Origin of the sequence: Pseudarthrobacter humi, from assembly GCF_024294965.1 — a bacterium.
In the GTDB taxonomy this organism is placed as follows: domain Bacteria; phylum Actinomycetota; class Actinomycetes; order Actinomycetales; family Micrococcaceae; genus Arthrobacter; species Arthrobacter humi.
This window is the reverse complement of record NZ_JANCLV010000020.1, coordinates 1-24,274: the sequence shown is the minus strand read 5'-3', so window position 1 is coordinate 24,274 and position 24,274 is coordinate 1. Positions and strand designations below refer to the sequence as shown.

At 66.2% G+C, this 24,274-nt stretch carries 24 protein-coding genes and 1 pseudogene; 15 read left to right on the top strand and 10 right to left on the bottom strand.

The genetic code is table 11. The features are described from left to right. Positions 1–9: 9 nt before the first annotated feature. Together NFC73_RS19200 and NFC73_RS19195 are read left to right on the top strand one after the other, a co-directional pair. Positions 10–687 (top strand): hypothetical protein, encoded by a 678-nt coding sequence (locus NFC73_RS19200; RefSeq protein ID WP_254752862.1) that lies wholly within the window; start codon positions 10–12, stop codon positions 685–687. An 88-nt stretch (positions 688–775) separates the two neighbouring features. Continuing rightward, entirely contained in the window at positions 776–1,393 is a 618-nt protein-coding gene (locus tag NFC73_RS19195; protein WP_254752860.1) for a DedA family protein, read from the top strand. Between the two features lie 15 nt (positions 1,394–1,408). On the opposite strand, the gene NFC73_RS19190 is transcribed toward NFC73_RS19195, so the two are convergent. Beyond that, on the bottom strand, positions 1,409–1,714 hold the full coding sequence (locus tag NFC73_RS19190) for a hypothetical protein (RefSeq protein WP_058930109.1): 306 nt from the start codon (positions 1,712–1,714) through the stop codon (positions 1,409–1,411). A gap of 202 nt (positions 1,715–1,916) precedes the next feature. Between NFC73_RS19190 and NFC73_RS19185 the strand changes: the two genes are divergently transcribed. After that, entirely contained in the window at positions 1,917–2,423 is a 507-nt protein-coding gene (locus NFC73_RS19185; protein WP_254752858.1) for a hypothetical protein, read from the top strand. Positions 2,424–2,474: 51 nt separating this feature from the next. On the opposite strand, the gene ppc is transcribed toward NFC73_RS19185, so the two are convergent. Further along, on the bottom strand, positions 2,475–5,297 hold the full coding sequence (ppc, locus tag NFC73_RS19180) for a phosphoenolpyruvate carboxylase (RefSeq protein WP_254752856.1): 2,823 nt from the start codon (positions 5,295–5,297) through the stop codon (positions 2,475–2,477). Positions 5,298–5,449: 152 nt separating this feature from the next. Continuing rightward, positions 5,450–6,130, bottom strand: a complete 681-nt coding sequence (locus NFC73_RS19175; RefSeq protein WP_254752854.1) for an NADPH-dependent F420 reductase — start codon at positions 6,128–6,130, stop codon at positions 5,450–5,452. Between the two features lie 127 nt (positions 6,131–6,257). Here NFC73_RS19175 and NFC73_RS19170 point away from each other — a divergent pair, with 127 nt between their 5' ends. Further along, positions 6,258–7,082: a DUF1684 domain-containing protein gene (locus NFC73_RS19170; protein WP_254752852.1), complete on the top strand. Its 825-nt coding sequence runs from the start codon at positions 6,258–6,260 to the stop codon at positions 7,080–7,082. Positions 7,083–7,097: 15 nt separating this feature from the next. On the opposite strand, the gene NFC73_RS19165 is transcribed toward NFC73_RS19170, so the two are convergent. Further along, entirely contained in the window at positions 7,098–8,303 is a 1,206-nt protein-coding gene (locus tag NFC73_RS19165) for an acyl-CoA dehydrogenase family protein (protein WP_254752850.1), read from the bottom strand. Further along, a complete protein-coding gene (locus tag NFC73_RS19160) occupies positions 8,300–9,109 on the bottom strand; it encodes an SDR family NAD(P)-dependent oxidoreductase (protein ID WP_254752848.1) in 810 nt (269 codons plus the stop codon). The genes NFC73_RS19165 and NFC73_RS19160 overlap by 4 nt, the downstream gene beginning before the upstream one ends. A gap of 103 nt (positions 9,110–9,212) precedes the next feature. Here NFC73_RS19160 and NFC73_RS19155 point away from each other — a divergent pair, with 103 nt between their 5' ends. The 4 genes from NFC73_RS19155 to NFC73_RS19140 all read left to right on the top strand — a co-directional run bounded on the left by NFC73_RS19155 (position 9,213) and on the right by NFC73_RS19140 (position 14,332). Then, positions 9,213–10,376 carry a glycoside hydrolase family 76 protein gene (locus tag NFC73_RS19155; RefSeq protein WP_254752846.1) on the top strand — a complete coding sequence of 388 codons (1,164 nt, stop codon included), beginning with the start codon at positions 9,213–9,215 and terminating at the stop codon, positions 10,374–10,376. A gap of 168 nt (positions 10,377–10,544) precedes the next feature. Beyond that, positions 10,545–11,600: an iron ABC transporter substrate-binding protein gene (locus NFC73_RS19150; protein ID WP_254752844.1), complete on the top strand. Its 1,056-nt coding sequence runs from the start codon at positions 10,545–10,547 to the stop codon at positions 11,598–11,600. Between the two features lie 39 nt (positions 11,601–11,639). Further along, positions 11,640–13,178 (top strand): ABC transporter permease, encoded by a 1,539-nt coding sequence (locus NFC73_RS19145; protein ID WP_254752912.1) that lies wholly within the window; start codon positions 11,640–11,642, stop codon positions 13,176–13,178. Beyond that, positions 13,175–14,332, top strand: a complete 1,158-nt coding sequence (locus tag NFC73_RS19140) for an ABC transporter ATP-binding protein (RefSeq protein WP_254752842.1) — start codon at positions 13,175–13,177, stop codon at positions 14,330–14,332. The genes NFC73_RS19145 and NFC73_RS19140 overlap by 4 nt, the downstream gene beginning before the upstream one ends. A 58-nt stretch (positions 14,333–14,390) precedes the next feature. On the opposite strand, the gene NFC73_RS19135 is transcribed toward NFC73_RS19140, so the two are convergent. Continuing rightward, entirely contained in the window at positions 14,391–14,996 is a 606-nt protein-coding gene (locus NFC73_RS19135) for a YdeI/OmpD-associated family protein (protein ID WP_254752840.1), read from the bottom strand. Between the two features lie 77 nt (positions 14,997–15,073). Between NFC73_RS19135 and NFC73_RS19130 the strand changes: the two genes are divergently transcribed. The 5 genes from NFC73_RS19130 (at position 15,074) to tgt (ending at position 19,784) form a co-directional block, all read left to right on the top strand. Next, positions 15,074–15,838: a VOC family protein gene (locus tag NFC73_RS19130; protein ID WP_254752838.1), complete on the top strand. Its 765-nt coding sequence runs from the start codon at positions 15,074–15,076 to the stop codon at positions 15,836–15,838. Positions 15,839–15,938: 100 nt separating this feature from the next. Beyond that, positions 15,939–16,478, top strand: a complete 540-nt coding sequence (locus NFC73_RS19125) for an NUDIX hydrolase family protein (RefSeq protein WP_056349560.1) — start codon at positions 15,939–15,941, stop codon at positions 16,476–16,478. Between the two features lie 86 nt (positions 16,479–16,564). Continuing rightward, positions 16,565–17,617: a DUF6707 family protein gene (locus tag NFC73_RS19120; protein ID WP_254752836.1), complete on the top strand. Its 1,053-nt coding sequence runs from the start codon at positions 16,565–16,567 to the stop codon at positions 17,615–17,617. A 61-nt stretch (positions 17,618–17,678) separates the two neighbouring features. Then, a complete protein-coding gene (locus tag NFC73_RS19115) occupies positions 17,679–18,404 on the top strand; it encodes an SRPBCC family protein (RefSeq protein ID WP_254752834.1) in 726 nt (241 codons plus the stop codon). A gap of 33 nt (positions 18,405–18,437) precedes the next feature. Further along, the gene (gene tgt / locus NFC73_RS19110; RefSeq protein ID WP_254752832.1) at positions 18,438–19,784 is read left to right on the top strand and encodes a tRNA guanosine(34) transglycosylase Tgt; all 1,347 of its coding nucleotides are present in this window, start codon (positions 18,438–18,440) and stop codon (positions 19,782–19,784) included. A 9-nt stretch (positions 19,785–19,793) separates the two neighbouring features. Here the strand turns inward: tgt and NFC73_RS19105 are convergent, their stop codons facing one another. Further along, the gene (locus NFC73_RS19105) at positions 19,794–20,510 is read right to left on the bottom strand and encodes a queuosine precursor transporter (protein ID WP_254752830.1); all 717 of its coding nucleotides are present in this window, start codon (positions 20,508–20,510) and stop codon (positions 19,794–19,796) included. A 137-nt stretch (positions 20,511–20,647) separates the two neighbouring features. On the opposite strand from NFC73_RS19105, the gene NFC73_RS19100 reads away from it, so the two are divergent. Continuing rightward, positions 20,648–21,544: a hydroxymethylpyrimidine/phosphomethylpyrimidine kinase gene (locus tag NFC73_RS19100; RefSeq protein ID WP_254752828.1), complete on the top strand. Its 897-nt coding sequence runs from the start codon at positions 20,648–20,650 to the stop codon at positions 21,542–21,544. Here NFC73_RS19100 and NFC73_RS19095 read toward each other — a convergent pair. After that, a complete protein-coding gene (locus NFC73_RS19095) occupies positions 21,541–22,164 on the bottom strand; it encodes a TetR/AcrR family transcriptional regulator (RefSeq protein WP_254752826.1) in 624 nt (207 codons plus the stop codon). The two genes, NFC73_RS19100 and NFC73_RS19095, sit on opposite strands and share 4 nt — an antisense overlap. A gap of 98 nt (positions 22,165–22,262) precedes the next feature. Between NFC73_RS19095 and NFC73_RS19090 the strand changes: the two genes are divergently transcribed. Continuing rightward, positions 22,263–22,580: a hypothetical protein gene (locus NFC73_RS19090; RefSeq protein ID WP_254752824.1), complete on the top strand. Its 318-nt coding sequence runs from the start codon at positions 22,263–22,265 to the stop codon at positions 22,578–22,580. A 26-nt stretch (positions 22,581–22,606) separates the two neighbouring features. Here NFC73_RS19090 and NFC73_RS19085 read toward each other — a convergent pair whose 3' ends face one another. Next, positions 22,607–23,914 (bottom strand): serpin family protein, encoded by a 1,308-nt coding sequence (locus NFC73_RS19085; protein ID WP_254752822.1) that lies wholly within the window; start codon positions 23,912–23,914, stop codon positions 22,607–22,609. Between the two features lie 165 nt (positions 23,915–24,079). After that, positions 24,080–24,274, bottom strand: a pseudogene (locus tag NFC73_RS19080) (IS110 family transposase); the annotation flags it as partial.

Genomic DNA, 24,274 nt, shown 5'->3' with positions numbered 1-24,274 from the left:
GGAATCATCATGGATACCCTCATCGAAATCCCCGGAGACCGCACGGCGGCCAAGTTCGCCTACGTGGCCGCGGGCCTGGGCGTCGTGGGCGTGGCAACCCTGGGAGCCATGTACGCCATCGAAGTGCCAAAGAACGGACCCTACGTCTTCGGCACCATCAACGATGCCACCGGCGGCGTCTTCCAGTTGGTGATCATCCCGGTGATCGTCCAGGTTCACCGGCGCCTGCGCCGCACACCCGGCTCCGAGGCCGCCAAATGGCTGGTGATCGGGGCCAGCGGCGCAGGATCAGCAAGCTCGTTCCTCCTGGTCGCGAAGAAGCTCGATTTCACGGTGTCCACCGGCATCTCGGTGGGGGCAATGGTGGTCCAGGCCGGCTGGTTCCTGCTGGCCCACCGGGCGCTGCTCACGAGGGGCAGCTATCCCCGGGATCTCGCGAGGCTGGGACAGTTCATTGGCGGCGCCTTGGTGGTGGCGTTGCCCCTGGCGGCGCTGACCGCGGTGGAACAGGCGCCGGCCTGGATCCGCTGGGGCATCGGCGGGGCGGGAATAGCCTTTGGCGCCACGGCGTGGGTCGCCTGGCCGTACTGGTATTTCCTCGCGGCCCGGCACCTCAGCCACGTCCCCAGGGAAGTTCCCGGCGGAGCCCCAGGTCCACGCCGTCGGAACATCGGCACCGGGTACTGAAGCACTCGCCGAACCCAACGCCCGGCAAGTCCGTGCCGCCGGCCGGCTCAGGCCGTGCTGCCGCGCAAAAGTGCGGTACTTTGTGGCCATGGACTTTGGCAACGCCGACAGCTGGGGGGCGGCGATCTACTTCTGGATCATCCCCGTGGTCCTCGGCGATGCCATCTTCCCGCCCATCCCCTCAGAGATGGTGGTGATTACGGGCGGCGCCCTCTCGGCCGACGGCCGGGCCAACGTCTTCCTGGTGGGGGCACTGTCCGCGGTAGCCTCCTGGGCCGGGGACATGGTGGTATTCCAGCTCTTCAAGCGCCGGCTCAGCCACGTCCTGGACCGCTGGCGCTGGGGCCGGAAAGTCCACCACGGCATCCATGCGGCCATCGCCAAGGCCGGCCGCTCCTCCACCTACGGAGCCATCATCGGCGCCCGCTTCATCCCCGGCGGGCGGCTGGCGACGTCGGCGGCTTCGGGCATTGCCGACGTTTCGGCCCGGGGTTTCAGCCTGTGCGCCGGCCTCGGCGCGGTCCTCTGGGCCAGCTGGCTGGTGGGCCTGGGCTACTTCACGGGATCGGCAACCAAGCTGCCGTTCTGGGCGAGTTCGCTGATAGGCGTGGTGCTGGGCCTGGTGATCGGCGCCGCCGTCGGCATCATTGTCACCCGCCGGCGCGGAACGCGCTCACCGGTGGACGAGCCTGCCCCCGGCGAGTGAGCCGGGACGAGTGAGCTAAACGGGTGCCCAGCGCCCGCGGTTGCGGCGGAGCACCGTCAGTGAGCCGGTGAGCGCAACGCGTTCGACGGCGTCGCGCATCATCGCTGCCGATTCGCGCGCCTGCTGGTTCTCACCGCTGTATTCGGTCGCCTCCACGAGGAAGCGGAGGTTCAGTTGGGGGACGCCGGCGGCAAGTTCGATCTGGTTGGATTCCACATGGTGACGGGTCTCCAATGCCTCGACCGCGGCGGCCATCACGGCTTCCGGCGGGTTGCCAGGCTTCAGTCCGGTGATTTTCAGGCGGGTCTGGAACGAAGGCATGCGTCAACCCTAATACGGGGTGTTCCTGGTTCCTTCCCTGTAGTGGGATAGCGGGACAGCGCCAGCGGCAGGCAAAGAACCTCAAGCAGCTGCCGAGGTCTGTCAGGAACCGCATTACCATGGTTTTCCGCGCGGGACAGGACTAGGATGTGGCCGCGGTCTCATAGTCACACCTGACAATCATCAAGAAAGAAGACTGAACATGAGACAGATCACAATGCGAGTGATTGCGGCGGTATCGGCCGGCATGTTGGCATCAATGTTAGGGATCGGCGTCGCTTTTGCCGACGGCCGGAGTGACCTGGCCGAAGTGCGACAGGCCACAATCCAATATCACGACGTTAGTGCGGCCATTGCCGAGGGCTACCAGCCCGTGGGTGAGTGCGTTCCAGGCATGGGTTTTCACTACGTCAACTTCAGCCAGTTCGGTGAGATGGATCGATTGGTCCCGGACGCACTGACGTATGCAGCGAACAAAACGGGCCAGCTCAGATTGGTCGCAGCGGAGTGGTTTAAGGTCGACGCCGACCAGGACCTGGCGACCGACACAGACCGGCCGAGCATGTTCGGCAAGGCATTCGACGGACCCATGCTCGGGCACGCTCCCGGTATGCCGATCCACTACGACCTCCATGCATACCTGTGGCAAGGTAATCCGGACGGCGCCCTGGCAACCTACAACCCGAATGTTCACTGCCCGAAACCGTAAGAGCGATCCGTTCCGAGAGGTCAGCGGGCCGCTGGCTGTGCAACATGGGTCCTACCCCGTGTTGCGCAGGCCGGCCGCCACCCCGTTGACGGTGATCAGCATGGCCCGCTGCAGCCGTTCGTCGATCTCGGCGCCGCTGATGCTCCCGCCTTCGGCGTGCTGGGCAGCCCGCACGCGGCGGAGCAATTCCACCTGCAGGTAGCTGATGGGGTCCAGGTACTGGTCCCGGATCTCCAGCGACCGCTTGAGCGTCGGCTGCGCGTCCAGGAGCACGTTCTCGCCGGTCAGGTTCTGGATCTCGGTGACCGTGAGTTCGTACTCTTCACGGATGGCCCGGAAAATGTGGTGCAGGTCCTCGGGAACCAGGGTGGCCACGTAGTACCCGGCGATGTCCATGTCCGTCTTGGCCAGCGTCATCTCCACGTTGGAGACAACCGACCGGAAGAAGTGCCAGTTCTCCATCATCTCCACCAGCTGCGCGGAGTTTCCGGCCTCGCGGGCAGCCTTCAGGCCCGAGCCCACACCGAACCAGCCCGGGACGATCTGCCGGGACTGGGTCCAGCCGAACACCCAGGGAATGGCACGCAGGCCGCCAAGCCCCGCCCCGGAATCCGGGCGTTTGGACGGGCGGGAGCCGATGTTCAGCGAGCCCAGCTGCTCCACCGGAGTGGAGGCCAGGAAATACGCGGGCAGGTCAGGATGGTCGATCAGGTTCCGGTACCGGTCGAAAGCGCCGTCGGAGATGATTTCCATGACGTGCCCGTACCGTTCGCGCTGGTCGTCCGACGTGCGCGGATCACGGTGCAGTGCCGAGCCCTGGAGCACTGCGGCGAGGGACAGCTCCAGGTTTTCCCGGGCCAGCTCCGGCAGCGAGTATTTGTCCGAGATGACCTCGCCCTGTTCGGTGAACTTGATCTCGCCTTCCAGCACGCCGTTGGGCTGGGCCATGATGGCGTCGTAGGTGGGTCCGCCGCCGCGGCCCACGGAGCCGCCGCGGCCGTGGAACAACCGGACACGGACGCCATGCTTGGCCGCAACGTCGCGCAGATTGCGCTGGGTCTTGTGGATCTCCCACTGGCTGGTCATCACGCCGGATTCCTTGTTGGAGTCCGAGTATCCCAGCATGACTTCCTGGACGTCGCCGCGCAGCCGGACCAGGTCGCGGTAGGACGGTACGGACAGCAGCTGGTCCACGATCTCCGCCGAGGCACGCAGCTCCTCCACGGTCTCCAGAAGCGGCGCGAACCCGATCTTGGCGTAGGGAGATTCACCGAACAGGTTGATCAGGCCTGCCTCGCGGGCCAGCACGGCCGCGGCCAGGACGTCGTCCGCGCCGCGGGTCATGGAAATGATGTAGGTCTCGATGACGTCCGGACCGTACGTGCGCAGGGCACGGCGGATCTCACGGAAGACGTCGTACGTTCCGTCAGCGACGCCGTCGAGCTTGATCGGGTGGCCGGACAGCGGCCGGCGTGAGGCGAGCTCCGAGCCGAGCACCTCGAAGCGTTCCTCACGGCTGAGTTCGGCATAGCGGATGCCGGGGCCGCCCAGCCGGTCCATCAGCTGGCCAACGGCGTCATGGTGGTGGTCGGCGTGCTCGCGGATGTCCAGCGTGGCCAGGTGCAGGCCGAAGGACGCGACGGCGCGGCGGACCCGGGCCAGGGCGCCGTCGGCAGCGAGCGACGCCGAGTGGTTGCGGAGGGACAGCTCCAGCAGTTCGAGGTCGTTGAGGAGTTCCTCGGTGGAGCTGTAGTCACGGCCGTGCTCGTGCGTGGAGTCCGCGGCCACCCGTTTGCCCGTGTTGATGAGCTTGGCTTTGATGCAGGTGAGCTTCAGGCGGTAGGGCTCCTGGGCGTTGAGTTCCAGGACGCGCCGGTCCAGGCCCGGCAGCTTCTTCAGGTCCGCGTCGATGGAGTCCAGCAGGGTCTGGTCCGCGCCGGACAACGCGGTGGAGTTGGACAGGATGGAGATCAGCTCATCCATCATTGCGATGCTGATGCGGACGGCGTGCTGGTTCTGGATCTGCAGGATTTCCCGGGTGACCGCCGCCGTGACATTGGGGTTGCCGTCCCGGTCGCCGCCGATCCAGGACCCAAACCGGATGGGTGCGTCCTGGGACGAAAGGCTGACCCCGTGCTCGCCGAGCAGTTCCGAGAAATCCGACAGCATCTCGGGCATGGCGTCGGTCAGGATGCCGCCGAGGTAGTAGATCGCGTTGCGGGCCTCGTCCACCGGGGTGGGGCGCACCTGGCGCAGTTCATCGGTCTGCCACATCTGGTCGATGACCTCCGAAAGCTGGCGGTCCTGCCGGCGGCGCGCGGAGGTGCCTTCCTTCGTGGGCTCGGCCAGGACATCAGAGAGCTTGCGGATCTTGTCCAGCACGGAACGGCGCGAAGCCTCGGTGGGGTGGGCCGTGAAGATGGGGCGGACGTCCAGCCCGTTGACCACTTCCTGCAGGACTTCGGGCCCGGCCTTGGCGGCAATTTCGGTGACGGCCTTGGCCAGCCAGCCGTCCTTCTCCTGCCGGGTCCGCAGTCCGCGGACCCGATGGACCTGCTCGGCCGCGTTGGCAAGGTGGAAATAGAACGCGAACGCACGCACCAGGTCGGTGGCCTGCTCAATCGGCAGGGAGCCGAGCAGTTCACGGACCTGCTCGACGACGTCGTGCGCGCTCCACGGTCCGGTGGCATCGGCACCGCCGCGGGCGGCTTCCTTGGACTCCTTGGTAAGGAGGCGGACCTGCTCCACCAGGGCAAGGAGTTCGGGTCCGTGCTGGCGGACCAGGGATTCACCCAGCAGCGTGGAGACGCGCCGGACGTCGGCCCTCAGTTCAGAGGCGAGGTCGGTCGAGGAGTTCATTGCAGTGTTAGCCATGGAAACTGTCTTTCGAGGGTTCGGACTTGGCTCGTACACTGCGCTGGATACTGTGAGCCACGTTACTAGCTATCGATGCTACCTGCACGGGATGGCGAAGGCGGAATCCGTCTCAGATATTGCGCCGGTCACCGGCCCTGCCGCGCCGGACTTCAGCGGACGATCTTGAAATTGAAATCCGGAGTCCCCAACGCCGACCACAGGCGAAGCCACACCGGGAGCATCATCTCCGCTCCCCGGGCGGTGGTGATGTCTCCGAGGTCAATAATATCGCGGTGGCCCAGCTCCCGGAGGAGCGCCGTCACGGTGCTCTTGGCACCGGCGTCGTCGCCGGAAACAAACACCGAGTGGTCCCCGCCGCCCAGGCGTCCGGGGTCAACCATCAGCCCTGCGTTCATGGTGTTCAGGGTTTTGACCACCCGCGCCTCCGGGAACGCGCGCTGGATCCGTTCGGCGTTACTGTCCGTGTTGACCGGGTTCAGCACCGGCGGCATGCCCTGGGAGAAGTCGAGCGGGTTGGAAACGTCCACCACCACTTTCCCCGACAGGTTGGCCGAACGCGCGGCACTGAGGGCAGTGAGTGCGCCCGCTCCATTCGTTGCGTTGACTATCAGTTCCGCCCCGGCTGCTGCCTCCGCGAACGTTTCCAGGGCTATGTGCTGGTTCGCTGCGTGCCATTCGCTGAACGGCGGGGTGCCCATGGCGTCCGGCGCGGTGCGAGCGAGAGTCTCCCCCGGGTCGCGGGTGCCCACCACCACGTCGTGTCCCAGCGCGGACAGCGCGCCCGCGAGGGTCCGGCCTGCGAAACCCGTGCCCAGGACCGCGATTTTCATGGTTCCTCCAAGGTCAGCCGTGGGAGTCCGGAAACGAAGCTCCGCCGCTTTCGACGTTACTCTCTGCCGCCTGCAGGACAAGGTCTGCGGCAGCAACGCGGCGCGGGGTCCGTGGTGGAATGGACACATGGACACCACCGCAACCGCGCAGCTGGAGCGCTGGCAGCGTTTCCGCACGAACCGGAACAAGGCCCTCGCCACCCGCCACGGCTGGCTGACGCCCACCTCCTTCCAGTGGCTGGAATCCCGGCCCGCCGCCGTCGAACTCGCCCCCGGCCTCTGGTCAACGGACGGCACGACGGCGACACTCACCGCTGCGGCGCAGGATGGCCTGACGCTGGTGGAAACGGGCGAGCCCGTTGACGGGACCATTACAGCCTCCCTGGCCAACGAGGAATCCCTGATGTGGGTGCAGTTCGGCGGCGCGGACGGGCAGCAGGTAGTGGTGGAACTCGCCATGCGCGCGGACCGGTACGCGATCCGGACCCGCGATTCCGGCTCGCCGGTGCTGACGGAGTTCGACGGCGTGCCCACCTTCGATTACAACCCGGACCTGGTGATTGAGGCCGCCTACGAGGCGTATCCGGAACCGGTGGCCGTCCCGATCGGAACGGCCAATCCGCTGGTGGACGGCGTGCATTATTCGGTGGGCGAGGTGGTTTTCCGGCTGCCGGGGATCGACCATGAGTACCGGCTGCACGCCGAGGAGGAAAAACTGGGCGCGCTCACCGTCACGTTCCACGACGAGACCAACGGCGACTCGACTGACGACTGGCGGAAGGTTTCCACGGCACGGCCCAGGCCGGATGGCTCCGTGGTCCTGGACTTCAACCGCGCCATCAACTACCCCAGCGCCTTCACCCCGTTCGGCACCTGCCCCATGCCCGTGAAGAACAACAGCCTGGACTACCGGATCGAAGCCGGCGAGAAGGATCCGATGCTCACCGACTGAGCCTGCGGTGCCGGGTCAGACGATCGCTGAGACGCCGGTGACGGCCCGGCCCACAATGAGCGTGTTGATTTCGAACGAGCCCTCGTAGGTGTAGATGGCCTCGGCGTCGGCGAAGATTTTGGCCATCCGGTAGTCGGTCACGATGCCGTTGCCGCCCAGGAGGGACCGGCCCAGCGCCACTGTCTCGCGCATCCGGGCGCTGGTGTAGGACTTGGCGAGGGCCACCTGCGGCATGTCCGCCACGCCGTCGTCCTGCAATTGGGCAATACGCGCCATCATGGCCATGCTGGCTACGGCGTTGCCCAGCATGGTGACCAGCTGCTGCTGGATGAGCTGGAATTTCGCCAGCGGCCGGCCGAACTGGTGGCGTTCGACGGCGTACTGCCGGGCGACGTCGAACGCCGCCAGCTGCTGCCCCACCGCCTGCCACCCCACCATGATCCGCGAACCGCGCAGGAGCTGGTTGGTGTCCTCGAAACTGCTGATGCCGGCGAACCGGTCGGCCTCGGCGACCTGGACATCCCTAAGCACAATGTCCGCGTTCTGCACAGTCCGGAGCGCAATCTTGTTCTCGATCCGGCTCCGGCTCACGCCCGGCAAGGAAGCATCAACGATGAACCCTCGGACCGCGCCCTGCCCGTTGGCAGCCACGGCCTCGTCCCTGGCCCACACGAGCATGTAGTCGCAGAACGTCCCGTTCCCGATCCAGCGCTTGGCGCCGTTGAGCACCCACGCGTCGCCGTCGTCGTCGGGCTCTCCCGTTGCGCTGGAGATGCGCCGGGCACTCGTTTCCATCCCGCCGGCAACGTCGGAGCCGTGGCCGGGTTCGGTGAGCGCGAAGGCGCCCGTGATGCGCAGGCTTGAGGCGTCCGCCAGCAGCCGCTCTTTCTGGCCGGCCGAACCGAAACCGTAGAGCGACTCCACAAAAAGGTCGTGGTGGACCAGGAAAAATGTTGCGATCGAAGTATCCACGCGCGTCATCTCTGCGATGACCAGTCCGGCGAAGAGGTTGCTGTAGCCGCGCTGCGCCGGTGTGCTCAGCTCCAGCGCGGCGAGCCTGGGCAGGATGTGCGCCGGGAACTCCGCCCTGTTCCACCAGTCCGACGCGTAGGGGGCAATCTCCGTGGCCAGAAACTCCCGCAGCTCGGCCAGTTTGGCCTGCTCCTTCGAGCTGAGGAGTGACTCGAACGCAAAAAAGTCGGCGGTGGGCAGGTCGTTCATTTCGGGCCCATCCGGATGGCACCGTCGAGCCGGATGGTTTCGCCGTTGATCATCGCATTTTCCACAATGTGGGCCACCAGGCTGGCGTATTCGGCGGGCCGGCCAAGGCGCGACGGATGCGGGACCTGCCGGCCCAGCGAATCCTGCGCGTCCTGCGGGAGCGTTGCCATCATGGGTGTTTCGAAGATGCCCGGGGCGATGGTCACTACCCGCACCAGGGAGCGGGCCAGCTCGCGGGCCAGCGGCAGCGTCATGGCGGCGACGGCGCCCTTGGAAGCGGCGTAGGCGGGCTGGCCAATCTGCCCGTCGAAAGCTGCCACGGAGGCGGTGTTGATGATGACGCCGCGCTCGGGGCCGCCGAGCTCCGTGCTCACCGGTTCCGTTGAAACCATGGCCGCAGCGGCCAGACGCAGCACGTTGAATGTCCCGATCAGGTTGACCTGGATGACGCGGTTGAACGTGTCCAGCGGAAGGACGCCGTCCCGCCCCAGGACCTTGCCCGGCGTGGCGACGCCGGCGCAGTTCACAACAATGCGCAGGGATCCCAGCGCCACGGCTGTGTCGACGGCGGCCTGCACCTCAGCCTCGTTGGTGACGTCCGCGGGGACAAAGACGGCAGCCCTGCCCGCTGTGGTGCCGCCGGAGGAGGCGGTCCCGTTGAGCTCGGCGGCGTAGGCCGCCCCGGCAGAGGCCGGCAGGTCGATCAGCACCACCGAGGCGCCGGCGTCGAACAGGCGCTTCGCTGTGGCAGCGCCAAGCCCGGACGCCCCACCCGTAATTAGCGCGACAGTACCCAAGACGTCCATACATCCTCCTTGATGCGGCCCCAACACCATAAGACCGGCGCGGAACATTAGTTAGTGCATGTTAACTGAAATTCCCGCGGGCCGCACCCACTAGGCTGAACGGATGACCATGCCGGATGCCGAACCTGCCCACTGGCAGGACCGGGCCAACGTGGCGGCCCGCTCCGTCACCGGACTCTTCGGCCGGCGGCTGCTGTTCCTGCCGGGAACGCACTTGGCCGCCGTGCAATGGCCGTCAAAACACCTGAAGAACCTCCTCCACCCCTGGCACTACTGGTGGCAGGCGCACTATGCGGACTGCCTGGTGGATGCCGGTCGCCGCGAACTGGGCAACGGAGCAACCCCCGCCGCAAGGTTCAACGGCCCGGACCACCCCAGCGCCGGCAGGCTCGCGTCCAGGCTGGTCACCACCATCCGGCTGCGGAACGCCTTCACCTTCGTCAACAACTACTACGACGACATGGCCTGGCTGGCGCTGGCGACGCACCGCCTGCAAAGCCTGGCCGGGGAGACGCGGCTGCCCGGTCGCCGCCGGAACGCCGGGGTCCGCAAGACGCTGACACTGCAGTTCGATTCCGCTTCAACCGATGACCTGGGCGGCGGAACCTTCTGGAGCAAAAAGCGCGACTTCAAGAACACCCCGGCCACCGCCCCCGTAGCGCTCTACTACGCCCGGACAGGCCAGCAGGCCAAGGCGCAGCGGCTGGTGGACTGGCTTAATACCGTCCTCTTTGATGAGTCACAGGGCCTCTATATTGACGGGGCGCGGCTCAGCGCGGCCGGCGAAGTGCTAGTGGAGAACACCATCTACACCTACAACCAGGGCCCGGTACTGGGAGCCCTCCTGGAGCTCGGTGGCGACGCCAACCTCGCCAGGGCCGCGGCACTGGTGGACGCGGTCGCCAACCGGCTCACCGTACCGGGGCAGCGCATCCTCCGCTGCGATGGAACGGGCGACGGCGGACTCTTCACCGGGATTCTCTGCCGGTACCTGGCACTCGCGGCCGTCGATGCCCGGCTCCCGGAGTCCGCCCGGAACACCGCAAAGGAGCTCGTGACAGCTACTGCCGAAGCCTTCTGGGCGGGCCGCCGGCCTGCCGGCCGCGGAGCGGCATCAGCCACGGCTGGGAGCGTCCTGTTCTCCATCCACGCGGCACAACCGGCGGACACAACCTACCCGCCAGGCGCCGCCGTCGAACTTTCCACCCAGCTGCAGGCCTGGATGGCGCTGGAGGCCGCAGCGGCCATCCACAAGAGCCATGAATGAATTAGGGCACGCAACAGTTCCGTAATGCATGTGATCCTGATCACTTATGGGCGATGCGGCTTGGCGTCTTAGGTTTGGCTAACCTACAGTTTCACGAGTGAGCCAACCCTAACTCCGGGCTCGCCAGGACCGACCGTCCGCCAGACTTTTCCCCAGAAAGTAGCCCCGATGAAGATCCGCAACAGCGCCCTGGCCGGCATCGCACTCGCCGCCACCGCAGCCCTCGGACTGACCGCCTGTGGCGGCAGCACGTCCCCGGCAGCCACCGGTTCCGCCTCTGCAGACGCCAAGGTGTCCGGTGAGATCACGGTCTACAACGCACAGCACGAATCCATGACCAAGGCCTGGGTGGAAGAGTTCACCAAGGAGACCGGCGTCAAGGTGACCCTGCGCCAGGGCAAGGACACCGAGATGTCCAACCAGATCATCCAGGAGGGCGACAAGTCCCCGGCTGACGTCTTCATCACCGAGAATTCCCCCGCCATGACCCAGGTGGAAAACGCAGGCCTGTTCGCCGATCTCACTGACGAGGTCAAGAAGCAGGTTCCGGCCGAGTACCGCCCGTCCACCAACAAGTGGACCGGCGTCGCAGCCCGCTCCACCGTGTTCGTGTACAACAAGGAAAAGCTCACCGAAGATAAGCTGCCCAAGTCCCTCTCTGACCTGGCCGGTCCGGAGTGGAAGGGCCGCTGGGGCGCATCGCCGTCCGGCGCCGACTTCCAGGCGATCGTATCCGCCTACCTTGAACTCAAGGGCGAGGCCGAAACCGAGAAGTGGCTCACGGCCATGAAGGAAAACTTCAAGGGCTACCAGGGCAACGGTGCGGTCATGAAGGCTGTCAACGCCGGTGAAATCGAAGGTGGCGTTATTTACCACTACTACTACTTCGGTGACCAGGCCAAGACCGGCGAGAACTCCAAGAACGTGGCCAGCCACTACTTCAAGAACCAGGATCCGGGCGCGTTTGTCTCCGTATCAGGCGGTGGCGTGCTGAAGTCCTCCAAGAACAAGGCCGCTGCCGACGCGTTCCTCGCCTTCATCACGGGCAAGAAGGGCCAGGAGCAGCTGCAGACGGGCAAGGACTTCGAGTACACCGTCGGCGCCGGCGTGGCATCCAACGACAAGTTGGTGCCGCTGGCCGAACTGCAGGCTCCGACAGTTGACTCCTCCAAACTGAACTCCAAGAAGGTCACGGAGCTGATGACCAAGGCCGGTCTGCTCTAGCTTTTGGTTTCAACCCCAGAACTAACCGCCAAAGCGGCGATGGCGGGCAAGGGCAACAGCCCTCGCCCGCCATTGGCGGTTGCGCTCCTGGCCACACTGCTGGCCCTGTTCGCCCTCATCCCGCTGGGCTATGTCATCTACATGACGGCGGTCACTGGCTGGGATACCAGCATTAAGCTGATCTTCCGCCCCCGGGTGGGCGAACTGCTGGTCAACACCCTCCTGCTGATGCTCATCGTGGTGCCCGCAACCCTGGTGGCGGGCGTGGGCGGCGCATGGCTGGTGGAACGCACCAAGCTGCGGGGCCACAAGTGGTGGGCCGTGCTCCTGGCGGCGCCGCTGGCCATTCCCGCGTTTGTGAACAGCTACGCCTGGGTGTCCGCCATCCCTTCCCTGGAAGGCGTCTGGTCAGGCGCGCTGATCGCGACTCTGTCCTACTTCCCGCTGGTCTACATTCCGGCCGCTGCCACGCTCAGCCGGCTGGATCCGGCCATCGAGCAGTCGGCGGCGTCCCTGGGCCTGGGCCCCTGGCAGGTCTTCTTCCGCGTGGTGCTGCCCCAGCTGCGCATCGCCGTCACCGGCGGTGGCCTGCTGGTGGGCCTGCACCTGCTGGCCGAGTACGGCGCCTTCGCGATGATCCGCTTTGAGACGTTTACGACGGCGATCATGCAGCAGTACGCTTCCACGTTCAACGGCACGGCCGGAAACATGCTGGCCAGCGTCCTGGTGTTCTTCTGCCTGATACTCCTGGTGGTGGAGGTCCGCAGCCGCGGCACGGCACGCTACGCGCGGATCGGCTCCGGCGCCCAGTCCAAGCCCCTGCGGCTCCCCCTGCACCGCTACCAGGTTCCCGCCCAGCTGGGACTGATGGCGCTCACTGGCCTGGCGTTCGGCCTGCCGCTGTGGTTTGTGATCCGCTGGATCGTGGCCGGCGGCGTCGAGATCTGGGATGTGGACGAGTTTGTCCCCGCACTGCTGCAGACCCTGGGGCTGGGCCTTGCCGGCGCAGTGGCCGCGACCGTCGTCGCCTTCCCCATGGCGTACCTGGCCGTCCGGTATCCAGGGTGGTTCAGCAAGTCCCTGGAGCTCTCCAACTATGTCACCAGTTCCATGCCCGGCATCGTGGTGGGTCTTGCCTTCGTCACCGTGGCCATCAACGTTGCCCCGGACATCTACCAGACCACCGGGTTGCTGGTAGCCGCATACGTGCTGCTGTTCATTCCGCGCGCGTTGGTGAACATCCGCGCCGGGCTGGCACAGGCCCCCAAGGAACTGGACGAAGCGGCCCGCGCCCTGGGCAGGTCTCCGTTCAATGCCTTCCTGAAGATCACGTTGCGCCTCACGGCTCCCGCGGCCGCCGGCGGCGCAGCGCTGGTGTTCCTCGCCGTCGTGACCGAACTGACCGCCACGCTGCTGCTCTCCCCCAACGGAACCAGAACCCTGGCCAGCGCGTTCTGGAGCAAGAGCAGCGAAATCGACTACGCCGGCGCAGCCCCGTATGCCCTGCTGATGATCCTGCTCTCGGCGCCCATGACCTACCTTCTCTTCCAGCAGTCCAAGAAAGTGGCCGGACAGTGACCGAACAATCCCCCGCCAGGCTTCCGGAACCGCGGATCGCGCCTTCGGTGGCACCCACCACCAACAGCCATCTGCAGATCACCGACGTCACCAAGAACTTCGGTTCCCAGGCCGTCCTCAAAGGCGTCAACCTATCCGTGGCCAAGGGCGGGACCACCGCCATCGTGGGACCCTCCGGCTCGGGAAAAACCACCCTCCTGCGGCTGATCGCCGGCTTTGAACACCCCGCCACCGGCAGCATCTCACTCAACGGCGCCAAAGTTGCGGGCGACGGCGTGTGGTTGCCTGCGCACAAGCGCCAGGTGGGGTACGTGGCTCAGGACGGGGCGCTTTTCCCGCACCTGACGGTGGGCCAGAACATCGCGTTCGGCCTGGACACGGCCAAGCTCGCGGGTGGCCGCCGCGGGGCCGCGGGCCGCATCAGCGAACTGCTGGACATGGTCTCCCTGGACGCCTCCATGGCCAATCGGCGGCCGCACCAGCTCTCCGGCGGGCAACAGCAGCGTGTGGCCCTGGCCCGTGCACTAGCCCGCGAACCCGAACTGATGCTGCTGGACGAGCCCTTTTCAGCCCTGGACGCCGGCCTGCGCATGGCAACCCGGCGGGCCGTGGCCAAGGTCCTCAACAAAGCCGGCGTCACCACCGTCCTGGTCACCCACGACCAGGCCGAGGCCCTGTCCTTCGCGGACCAGGTGGCCGTGATGCGCGGCGGCAAGCTGGCCCAGATCGGCAACCCGTTTGTGGTTTATACCCGCCCCGCCGACCGCGCCACCGCGGAATTCCTGGGCGACGCCGTCCTCCTGGACGCCTGGATGGAAGGCTCGCTTGCCACGTGCTCACTGGGCGAAGTTCCTGTCCGCCGCCCGCCGGCCCAGGGCCGGGTGCAGCTGATGCTGCGTCCGGAGCAGATCCGCATTGCCGAGGACGGCCCCATCCGCGGCGTGGTGGTGGACACCGACTACTTCGGCCCGGAAACCACCGTGCGCCTCAAACTCTCTGTGCCACCCGAACTGGCCGACCGCGCCGACCACCGCTACCCCGGCGGCGGCGAAGTCATCACCATCCGCCACTGGAACGCCTCCATCGCCCGCCCGGGCATGGAACTCTGCCTGCGGGTGGTCGGCGAAGCGGTAGCGTTCCCGCTCGACGACTGACCCCAACTAGGTAGCAGTAGATGTCCTTATGAGCCCTCATAGCGACACTTACTGCTACTCAGTTGGGCGGGACGGCAGGCTTCCTCTTCTGCGGATACGGCGCCTCGCCCCGGGCCAGCATCTCCACAAAGCCGGCGATTTTCCGTTCCCGCGTGGCGGCCTGCTTCACGGAATTCGTCCGGTAAATCAGGGCATACCGGTTCACGGAGGTGAGGACGTCGAACATGGCCTGGGCCGCGGGGACGGCAGCGATGGCGGCGGCCAGATCCGGCGGGACTTCCGCCGTCGCCTGCCCGGAATAGGCAATCTCCCAGCGCCCGTCCGCCTTGGCGGCGTCGACGGCGGCGCGGCCGGCGTCGGTCATTTTTCCCGCGGCTTCCAGCCGGGCAACATGCCCAACATTCCGGGCTGACCACGGACTCTTGAGGGTGCGGCGGGTCATGCGCTGGCTGTAGCTGTCGGCGTCGCGCTTAATCACCTGGCCATCGATCCACCCGAAGCAGAGCGCCTCGTCCAGCGCAGCGTCGTAGTCCAGTTCCGTGGTGTTGCCGCCCTTCTTATGCAGCACCAGCCACACGCCGGGGCTGGTGGCATGGTGCTGTTCCAGCCACCGACGCCATTCCGCCGCATCCGCTACCAGCAGTTCCTCGAGTTCAATGGCCATGGCCTTATTCTGCCCGTCCTCTGCTGGAAGTGGCATGATGGCGGTAGCCGACCTGTCCCGGTTTCGAGGAGGAACCCATGCTGCGTGTCAGACCCGTCCATTTCACCTCCCGGCCGGACAGTTGGGAACAGCTCCTGGCTGCCCTGGGCCTGGCCAAGACCGTTGATCAGGGTCAGTGGCGGGAGTTCGACGCCGGTTCCGGCCGGCTGGCCCTGCATGTGGCCGACGCCGGCGCCACGGACGACGGCACCACTGCCTTGGGCGTGGAGGTGGGCGATCTGGCGGAATTCGCGCGGCGCACCGCCCTGGCCGCGGAGGAATCCGGGAACACGGTCGCCGAGCTCATCGCCGCCGACCACGGCGAGTCCTGCCGCATCACCGGCCGGGACGGCTTCAGCTTCCTGGCGGACAAAGGCGCCCGGGAGGCGAACGCGGCCGCCGCTGATCCGGCGCTGACCGTCGTCGGCGTCTGGTTTACGGAGGATCCCGGCGCCGCCGCCGTGACCCTGCAGGACATCGGCGCCAGGTTCCGCCCCGTCCCGGACGCCGACGAAACCGCCGACTTTACCGCCAAGAACGGCGGGGTGCTGATGGTGCGGCCGGCATCCGGGCAGCCGCGGTCCGGCCTGGGATTTGAGTACGACGGCGATCTGGGCGCCTTGCGGGACCGGCTCACCGCCGCCGGGCTGGACGTCAGCGAAACCGAGGAAGCCTTCGGCCGGACCCTGCATGTCGCCAACCCCGACGCCGCATCAGGAGCCGCAAGCCCCGCCCCGGAAGACGCCGCAGCACCGCATGTCCCGCCTACTCTCTGGATCTCGCAGCGCCGCGCCGCGCAGTGATCCGGCCGAGGGGTAAGATTCCGGCGCTTTTGGGCGCCGATTTACGCTGATAGCTCACCCCTCAGCGGTCCGACGCCGTCCGATGGGGTAGAACTTAACCATGAACGTTCGCACTCCTGACCCCAATCCCGGCTGGCTCTCCGAAGAAGACCTCTTTGAGGCCCGCGGGAGGCTCCCCATGATCTATGTGGAGGCCGTGCCGGTAAGGCTGGATCCGTTGGGGTTTGTGAACGAGGTCGGCACGCTGCTCCAGGCCGACGAGGACGGGAACATGATCCGGTCGCTTGTTTCGGGCCGCGTGATCTACCGCGAGACCATCCGCGCCGCACTCCTGCGCCATATGGAAAAGGACCTGGGGCCGCTCGCCTTTCCGCAGCTCCCCATCAGCCCGGTCCCCTTCACGGTGGCCGAATACTTCCCGGCCCCGTCCCAGACCGGCTTCACTGACGACCGCCAGCACGCCGTGTCCCTGGCGTATGTCATCCCCGTGACGGGCGAATGCGAACCCCGCCAGGACGCCCTGGAGCTGACCTGGATGACTCCGGCCGAAGTGCTAAGCCCCGACGTCCAGCTCGAGTTCAGCGGCGGACGCGGCGCCCTGGTCCGCCAGGCCCTGGCCTTTGCGGGAGTGGGTCACTGACGCCCGCGGGTTCCCCGGCGTCCCCGACTTCCGGCGCCCCGCTTTGTAGACTGTAGGGCGGACCGCAAGAGAACTTAAGGACTCCCATGACCGAAACCCCAGCCGCCAGGCACTACAGCGAACAGCAGGCTGGATCTCTGACCACCGGCGATCAGCTCCTCCTCCCCGACGGTGAACGCACCGCCGAAATCCAGCACGTGGAGTTTGAACCGGATGATTTCGGGACCCCCGCGGTGGTCCTGGCAAACCTGACCGGCGGCGGCACCCTCCGCATCGCAGCCGGCTCCACCGTAAAGATCCTGGACACAACAATCCCGGTCCTCACGGTTCCGGACAGTACCGTTCAGGACATCCCCGGTCTGGGCACAACGCCCGACGCCGTCACGCAGCTTGCGGTCGCGGCGCAACCCCGTGCCGAACAGCCCCAGCACACCGGCGAACCGGATGTTGCCCCGGCGGCTCCCGCCGCCGTCGTGCCTCCCCTGCCGGCCATCCCGCCCGCGGTGAGCGGCCCGTCCGCGGAAGAACTGGCGCGGATTCCGGCGCCGCAGGGCACACCCGAAGCGGTAGTGGAGGCCGCCGCGGAAGCACACCCGGACGCCGTCGGGGTGCTGCTGCTGGCGGACAAGCTGGCCAAGGGCATCAACTTCAAGTCCGGCAGCTGCCTCAAGGACCTCAGCGATCTGGCCCACGAACTGTTCATCACGCTCAAGGATCCGGACGGGGCGCTCACCGTGGCGGACCTGCTCAACGTCCTGCCGTTCGACGGCAACCCGGGCCGGTGGGCGTCCGTGGAGGCGTCGCTGGCGTTGTCCAGCTTCATCTGCCGCCAGGAGCGGGAGGAGGAGCGCGCCGAAGTCTATGAAAAGCTGCTGCGTTTGCCGGAAACCCAGGAAACGGACCCATTCAAGGCGCGGATGAACGCGAAGGTACGCCAGCGTTCGCTGAACGAACCCAACCTCTACGACAAAGAAATCTTCCGCTCGATCGACAACTCCAACCACGAGGCCGAGCGGGAGTGGCGGCTGCTTCGCCTCGAATCCCTGCTGTTCCTGCGCGCACATGGCGGGTCCGAGACGATCGGCGTCGGCGAACTCCAGCGCCGGATCAGCAACGAACTCGAGGCCGTCCGGGCCTAAGCAGTCGGGGTGGGGGAATTGCCCCCTACCCGGGGTTGCGCCCACGTTGTACATTCGGGCTATGACGAACAATCTGAGCGTGGTGATAAATGCTGATGCGCCGCAGGTCTGGACCATGCTGCGTGAACCGGCCAAAGTTGCCCAGTGGCACGGCTGGGAGGCTGACGAACTGGCCGACGAGATAGACGGGATCTACTTCAGCAGCAACGTGGTTGAAGCCCCGGACCACACCAGCCTGACCACCAATGGCGGCGACGTTTTCGACCTGAAGCCGGTGTCCACCGGGACGCTGGTCAGTGTCACGCGGGCAGCCCTGGACCACAACTCTGAGTGGGCGGCCTGGGACGAGGACATCACCCAAGGCTGGCTGACGTTCCTCCAGCAACTCCGCTTCGCGCTTGAACACCACCCGCACGGCAAGCGGCACACGATGTTCTTTGAGTTTCCCGGCACGCCGGATTCCGAAATCGAAAAGCTGGGATTGTCGGACGTGCCCGCACCCGGTGAGACGTACAAGCTGACGCTGTCCACCGGCGAGGAGATCACCGGGAAGGTCTGGTTCCGCAGCAACCACCAGGTGGGGCTCACCGTCCACAGCTACGCGGAGCACGGGGACGGCCTGCTGATCGTGGCGGACCAGCCCGTCATCGAAGGGGTAAGGCCCCACGGTGGTGCCAGGGTGATCGTGTCGACGTTCGATCTGGGTGCCCACAAACTGGAGTCGATCCGATCGCTCTGGGACCGCTGGCGGGCTGAGAACTACCCCACATCGGAAGCGGCCCGCTGAGGGATCGGCGGCGTTTGCTGGCACACTGGAACCGTGCCAGCCAACCCCGTCCCCGCGCCATCCGTCTCCGTTTCGGCTGTCCCGGCTGATCCCGTAGCAGCGGCGGCCGGCTCCGCCGCTGCAGCCAACCAGTCGCAGTTCTCCTTCACCGTTGGCACCCGCCTTGCTGACAGCTGTGCGCCGTCGGCCGCGCAGGCAACTGCCAACGGCGGAAAATTCCTGGGCCGCACGGGGACCATCACCACCCCTCATGGTGAGATCCGCACCCCGGCGTTCATCGCCGTCGGGACCAAGGCCACGGTAAAGTCCGTCCTGCCGGAATCCATGGCGGACCTTGGTGCGCAGGCGCTCCTGGCCAACGCGTACCACCTGTACCTCCAACCCGGGGCGGACATCCTGGACGAGGCCGGCGGGCTGGGCGCGTTTATGAATTGGTCCGGGCCCACATTCACGGACTCCGGCGGGTTCCAGGTGATGAGCCTGGGGTCCGGGTTCAAGAAGGTCATCGACATGAAGTCGGTGGATACGTCCGGGCCTGACGACGCCGTTGCGCCCGGCAAGGAACGCCTGGCCCACATCGACGACGACGGTGTCTGGTTCAAGAGCCACCTCAACGGCGACCGCCACAGGTTCTCCCCCGAAATTTCGATGCAGGTCCAGCACCAGATCGGCGCGGACATCATGTTCGCGTTCGATGAGCTGACCACACTGCAGAACTCCCGCGGCTACCAGGAGGAATCGCTGGAGCGCACGCGGCTGTGGGCCCTGCGCTGCCTGGAGGAGCATTTCCGGCTGACCTCCGAGCGCGTGGGGAAGCCGTACCAGGCCCTCTTCGGCGTGATCCAGGGTGCGCAGTATGAGGACCTGCGCCGCAAGGCCTGCCGGGACCTTGGCGCCATGGACTTCGACGGCTACGGCATCGGCGGGGCGCTGGAGAAGGAAAACCTGGGCACGATTGTGCGCTGGTGCAACGAGGAGCTGCCGGAGGACAAGCCGCGGCACCTGCTGGGCATTTCCGAGCCGGACGACATCTTCACCGCCATCGAGAACGGGGCGGACACCTTCGACTGTGTCTCCCCCACCCGGGTGGCCCGCAACTCCGCGTTCTACACGCCTGCCGGCCGCTTCAACCTCTCAGGCGCCAAGTACAAGCGCGACTTCGGCCCGCTCCAGGATGGCTGTGACTGCTACGCCTGCGCCAACTACTCGCGCGCGTACATCCATCACCTTTTCAAGGCCAAGGAGATGCTCTCGGCCACGCTGATCTCCATCCACAACGAGCGCTTCGTGGTGAAGATGGTGGACGACGCCCGGCTGGCCATCGAGGCGGGGACCTTCTTCGAGTTCAAGGCCGAGACCCTGGCGCAGTACTACCGCTAGGCGCCGGGCCTAGCCCCCGTAGCTCGGTTCGCGCTTCTTGATCCAGCCGATCACGAGGGACGTCACCGGCACAAACAGGAACTCCACGAGTGTCTTGTAAACAAAGCCCACCACCACGTAGTTCAGGAACGTGCCGAAGTCCGTGATGCCGATGACGGAGGCGGCGATGCTGCAGAAAATCAGGGTGTCCACGAACTCGCCCGCGCCTGAGGAACCCATCAGCCGGGCCCAGAGGGACTTCTCCCCGGAGCGGGCCTTCATCTTCACCAGGATCCACGAGTTAATGGTCTGGCCGGCCAGGAATGCCAACAGCGAGGCGAGCACAATCTGCGGGACCGGACCAAGGGCCCCCTCGAGGGCGGCTTGCTTTGACGTGCCGAACTCGTCATCGAAGCCGGGCAGGGCGATGATCACCCAGTAGCAAACCGAGGCGAAGACGGACAGGGCGAAGGTGGTGAAAATGGCTTTGCGCGCCACCTTGAAACCGTAGACCTCACTGATGACGTCGCCCAGGATGTAGGCGAGCGGGAACAGGAAAAACCCGCCGTCTGTGATGATCGGACCGATCGCGACGCCCTTGGATGCCCCAATGTTGGACAGGATCAGCACCACGGCCATAAACGCCAGCATGATGCCGAAGTATGGCGAACCGATAGATGCAAATTTCGGCGCCGTCCGGGCGGAGCCGGCGATGGGCTGGGCGTCAGGGCCTGAGGGGGAAGGCATGGGGGATTCCATTCGTAGTGGTTCGCTCGGCGTACGGTTTGCGCAACGAACGTTGCGCGGGACGCCGGCTGTATTAGCACTGTCACGACATTCTCCCACTGAGCAACAGTGCCGACGCCGGATGGCAGGATAGTGCCATGACGTTAGCTTCAGCTGCCCTTCAGTCCCCCGTGTCCGCTCCCGCCGTCGTCCTGACCATCGCGGGATCCGAAGCCACGGGTGGCGCCGGAGCCCAGGCCGACCTGAAGACGTTCCAGGAGCTGGGCGTGTTTGGCATCGCCAACCTGACCTGCATCGTGTCCTTCGATCCGGGTGACAACTGGAACCACCGCTTTGTGCCGGTGGACCAGCAGGTCATTGCGGACCAGTTGGAAGCCACGACGGCGGCCTACGGTCCGGCATCGGGCGCCGCCGCCGAGAGTGCTCCAGGCGAGCCGTCAGCTCCAGGCCGTCCGGTCCTGGACACCGTGAAGATCGGCATGCTGGGCAGCCCGGCCACCATCAGCACGGTCGCCGCGGCGCTGGAATCGGGCCGGTTCCGCAATGTAGTGCTGGATCCGGTGCTGATCTGCAAGGGCCAGGAGCCGGGCCACGCACTGGACACGGACCAGGCCCTGAAGGCGCAGATCCTGCCGCTGGCCACATTTGTCACACCCAACCACTTCGAAGCCGAATCGCTGTCCGGCCTGGCGATCACCGATGTCGAGTCCCTGAAAGCCGCAGCAGTCCGCATCCACGAGCTCAGCGGCGCCGCGGTCCTGGCCAAGGGCGGGGTGCGGCTGGCAGGCCCGGACGCCGTCGACGTTTACTACGACGGCGAGACCCTTGAGGTCCTGAGCGCTCCCAAGGTGGGCGAGGTGGCCGTGTCCGGTGCCGGCTGCTCCCTCGCCGCGGCGGTGACGGCCGAGCTGGCCAAGGGCGCCACGCCGCTGGAGGCTGCCCGGGCCGCCAAGGACTTTGTCACCGCGGGGATCCGCAACCGTGTGGCCTCCGGTGCGCCGTTCGATGCCCTCTGGCAGGGCGGCGCGCGCTAGCTTCTTGAGTCTTCCAACGGCGTCTTTTCCAGCCGGGCCTCTTCCAGCAGGGCGTCGGCTACCAGCGTGGCCGTCCGCACAATAAAGGCCCGACGGCGGTCCAGGCGGTCCGGAGCGGAGCCCGCCAAGAGGGCGTCGATCTGGGGCAGCACCGTCCAGCCGTCGCACAGGGTCACGATGGTGAGGACCAGGTCGGCCGCATCCGTGCGGTCGATTCCGGGCAGGACTGCCAGCATCTGGTCCACTTTTGTGGCGCAGTGGTCCGCGCGTGTGGCCCGGTCCACGGTATTCCTCCCGCGCTCCAGGCCTTCCCAGAACAGGAGCCGGGCCAAGGCGCCGTCTTTCGTGTGACGGTCAAAAAGCTTGCCGGCGTACTCCCCGATGGAGGCTGCGCCATGCCCTTCGATGGGGACTTCGGACATCACCCGCACCAGTTCAGCAGCCAGGACGGCGTCGAACAGCTCGTCCTTCTTGCCGAAGTACTGGTAGATGCGTTCCTTGTTCACGCCCGCGGCGGCCGCAATGCGGTCCACCCGCGCGCCGGCAAGGCCCTTGTCGCTGAATTCCTCGGTGGCGGCAGTCAGCAGCAGTGCTTTGGTGCGGTCAGTATTCCAGGCCATGTCACGATTCTACCCGTTTCCAACCAAGTAGTTGCACTTTTACGGAGCCCGTACTAGTCTCGCTTTTATCAAAAGCAACCAACTAGTTGGAGTTAGCCATGAACAGCACCCCCAGCACTACTGCAACTGCTCCCGAGCCAGCCGCCCCAACCCAGGCTCCGGTTACTTCCCACGGGCCTGTGCCGCAGGCGCTGTCCATCCACGTCCGCGCCGTCATCACGTGGCTGGCCATCTTTCCGCTGGTGGCCGTGGGCATGATGGTGGTGGCACCCCTGACCGAGGGCTGGCATCCAGTGCTCCGGGCACTCGTCCTGACGCTCGTGGTGGTTCCGGTTGCGGTCTACATCGTGGTGCCGCGGCTCTTTGCCGGCTATGGCGCCCTGCTGCGCCGCCGCAATTCCCGCAAGACCAGTTAGTTAGGCTCAGTCCGGGGAAGGCGCGGTCACGAGCGCGGGTCGGCCACCGTTCCCATAAACAGCGGCAGGCCGGTTTCCACATGGACGATCTGGTAGTGGAACGGCCGGTCGAAGCTGATGGACCGCTCAGGCTGCGGCGGAGCGCTGGTGACAGCTCCGTTGATCTGGGTCACCGCGGCGGCAACCGTGCCCTTTTCGGCCACCGTGATGTTGGCGGCCTGCGCGGCCTGGGTGATCATCATCCTGGGCTGGATGTTGTTGAAATCCTCCGTGGTGTCGAGCGTCTTCTGGAGCCCCAGGGACTCAAACACCTTCCGCAGGTCAAAGCTGCATTTGTGGTCCCAGCGTGGCAGCTGGATCTGCACCGTCTCCAGCGCCGCGGTGTCGAAGGCGTCCGCGATTTCCGCCAGCGTTTGCGCACCGAAGGCAGCCGAGGCGGGACGGGACGCGGCTCCGCCGGCCGCGTCGACTCCGGCCGCCGGCAGGACCAGCCGCATGACGAAACCGTCGGCGTAGGGAAGGTCCACGCCCCGCCAGCCGGCACCTTCGGCGTACTTCATCTCCACCTCGTTGTGCATGGCGGGCGCGTTGATTTCCTTGCCGGCAGCTGTCGTGAAGGGGAGGTCCGAGGTGTCATTCGGGTCGAACGGCGCGCTCCAGGCGGCGGCAAAGTACAGGGAATTGAGGAGGCTGAAGGTGTTCCGGCGGTCGTACTCTGCCGATGCTTCCTTGATCCGGCCGCCCGTGTTCCTGTTGACCCACGCATCGATGGCGGGCTTCGTTGCACCCTCATCGCTGAAGTCCACGGGATACACACCGGTTCCGTAGTGCCGGGCAAGGGTGTCCAGGAAGGACTCGCCGGTGGGCACACCCTTGTCCACGAACAGCCCGTTGGCGGCATGCATGACCGGTTTCCGCGGCGGGTTGTCCTCATCCACTGCGCCGGGGTCGCCGTCGAACTTCGCAAGTGAGCTGAGGACCGCATTCATGGCCTCGTCGCGATTCTCTGCGGGGAGTCCCAGGACGCTGTCCATCTCGGCCGCGGTCTCCCCCGACGCGCCGGAGCGAAGCATCGCGAGGGCAATCAGCAGGCTCCCGGGCGAGGACACGACGTTCCCGTTGGCGCCGTCGCCGCCGTCCGCCAGCAGCGCCTCGCCAAGGCCCAGGGCGGAAGCCCGGAAGGAGCGCAGTTCGGCGGCATAAGCCGCGCGGTCCACCGAAACCCGTTCCACGCCGTCGGCCTTGACCAACTCGGGTGGCGCAGGGGCCGGGGCCGCGCATGCTGCCAGCCCCAGCACCGCACCCAAGGCCACCGTCCGCTGAAAACGAAACATCGCCGTCGCCTCCCCGGCACACAAAGGCGGGAATCCGCCTGCTCCCAGTGAACCAGCGATGGCGAGGCGAGACGATGCCTGAACGGTTACGCTTTGCACTCATTTTGGTCTCATCCAAACGCTCTCTGACATGAAAATTAGGTGAGTGCGGTGGGGTGAGCGGTGTTATCCGGTCTGTTGCAGGGGTTCGAGAATGACTTGATAGCCGAGGGATTCTAGTTGTCTGACGGCCCGGGTCATGGTTTTAACGGGTGTCTGCCGGGTGAAGTAGTCGGCGCCGGGGTCGTTGTAGAGTTCACCGGTGGTGAGCATGTGCCACGCTGCAGTGAGGATGGAGTGTTCGACGGCGACGAGGGCTTT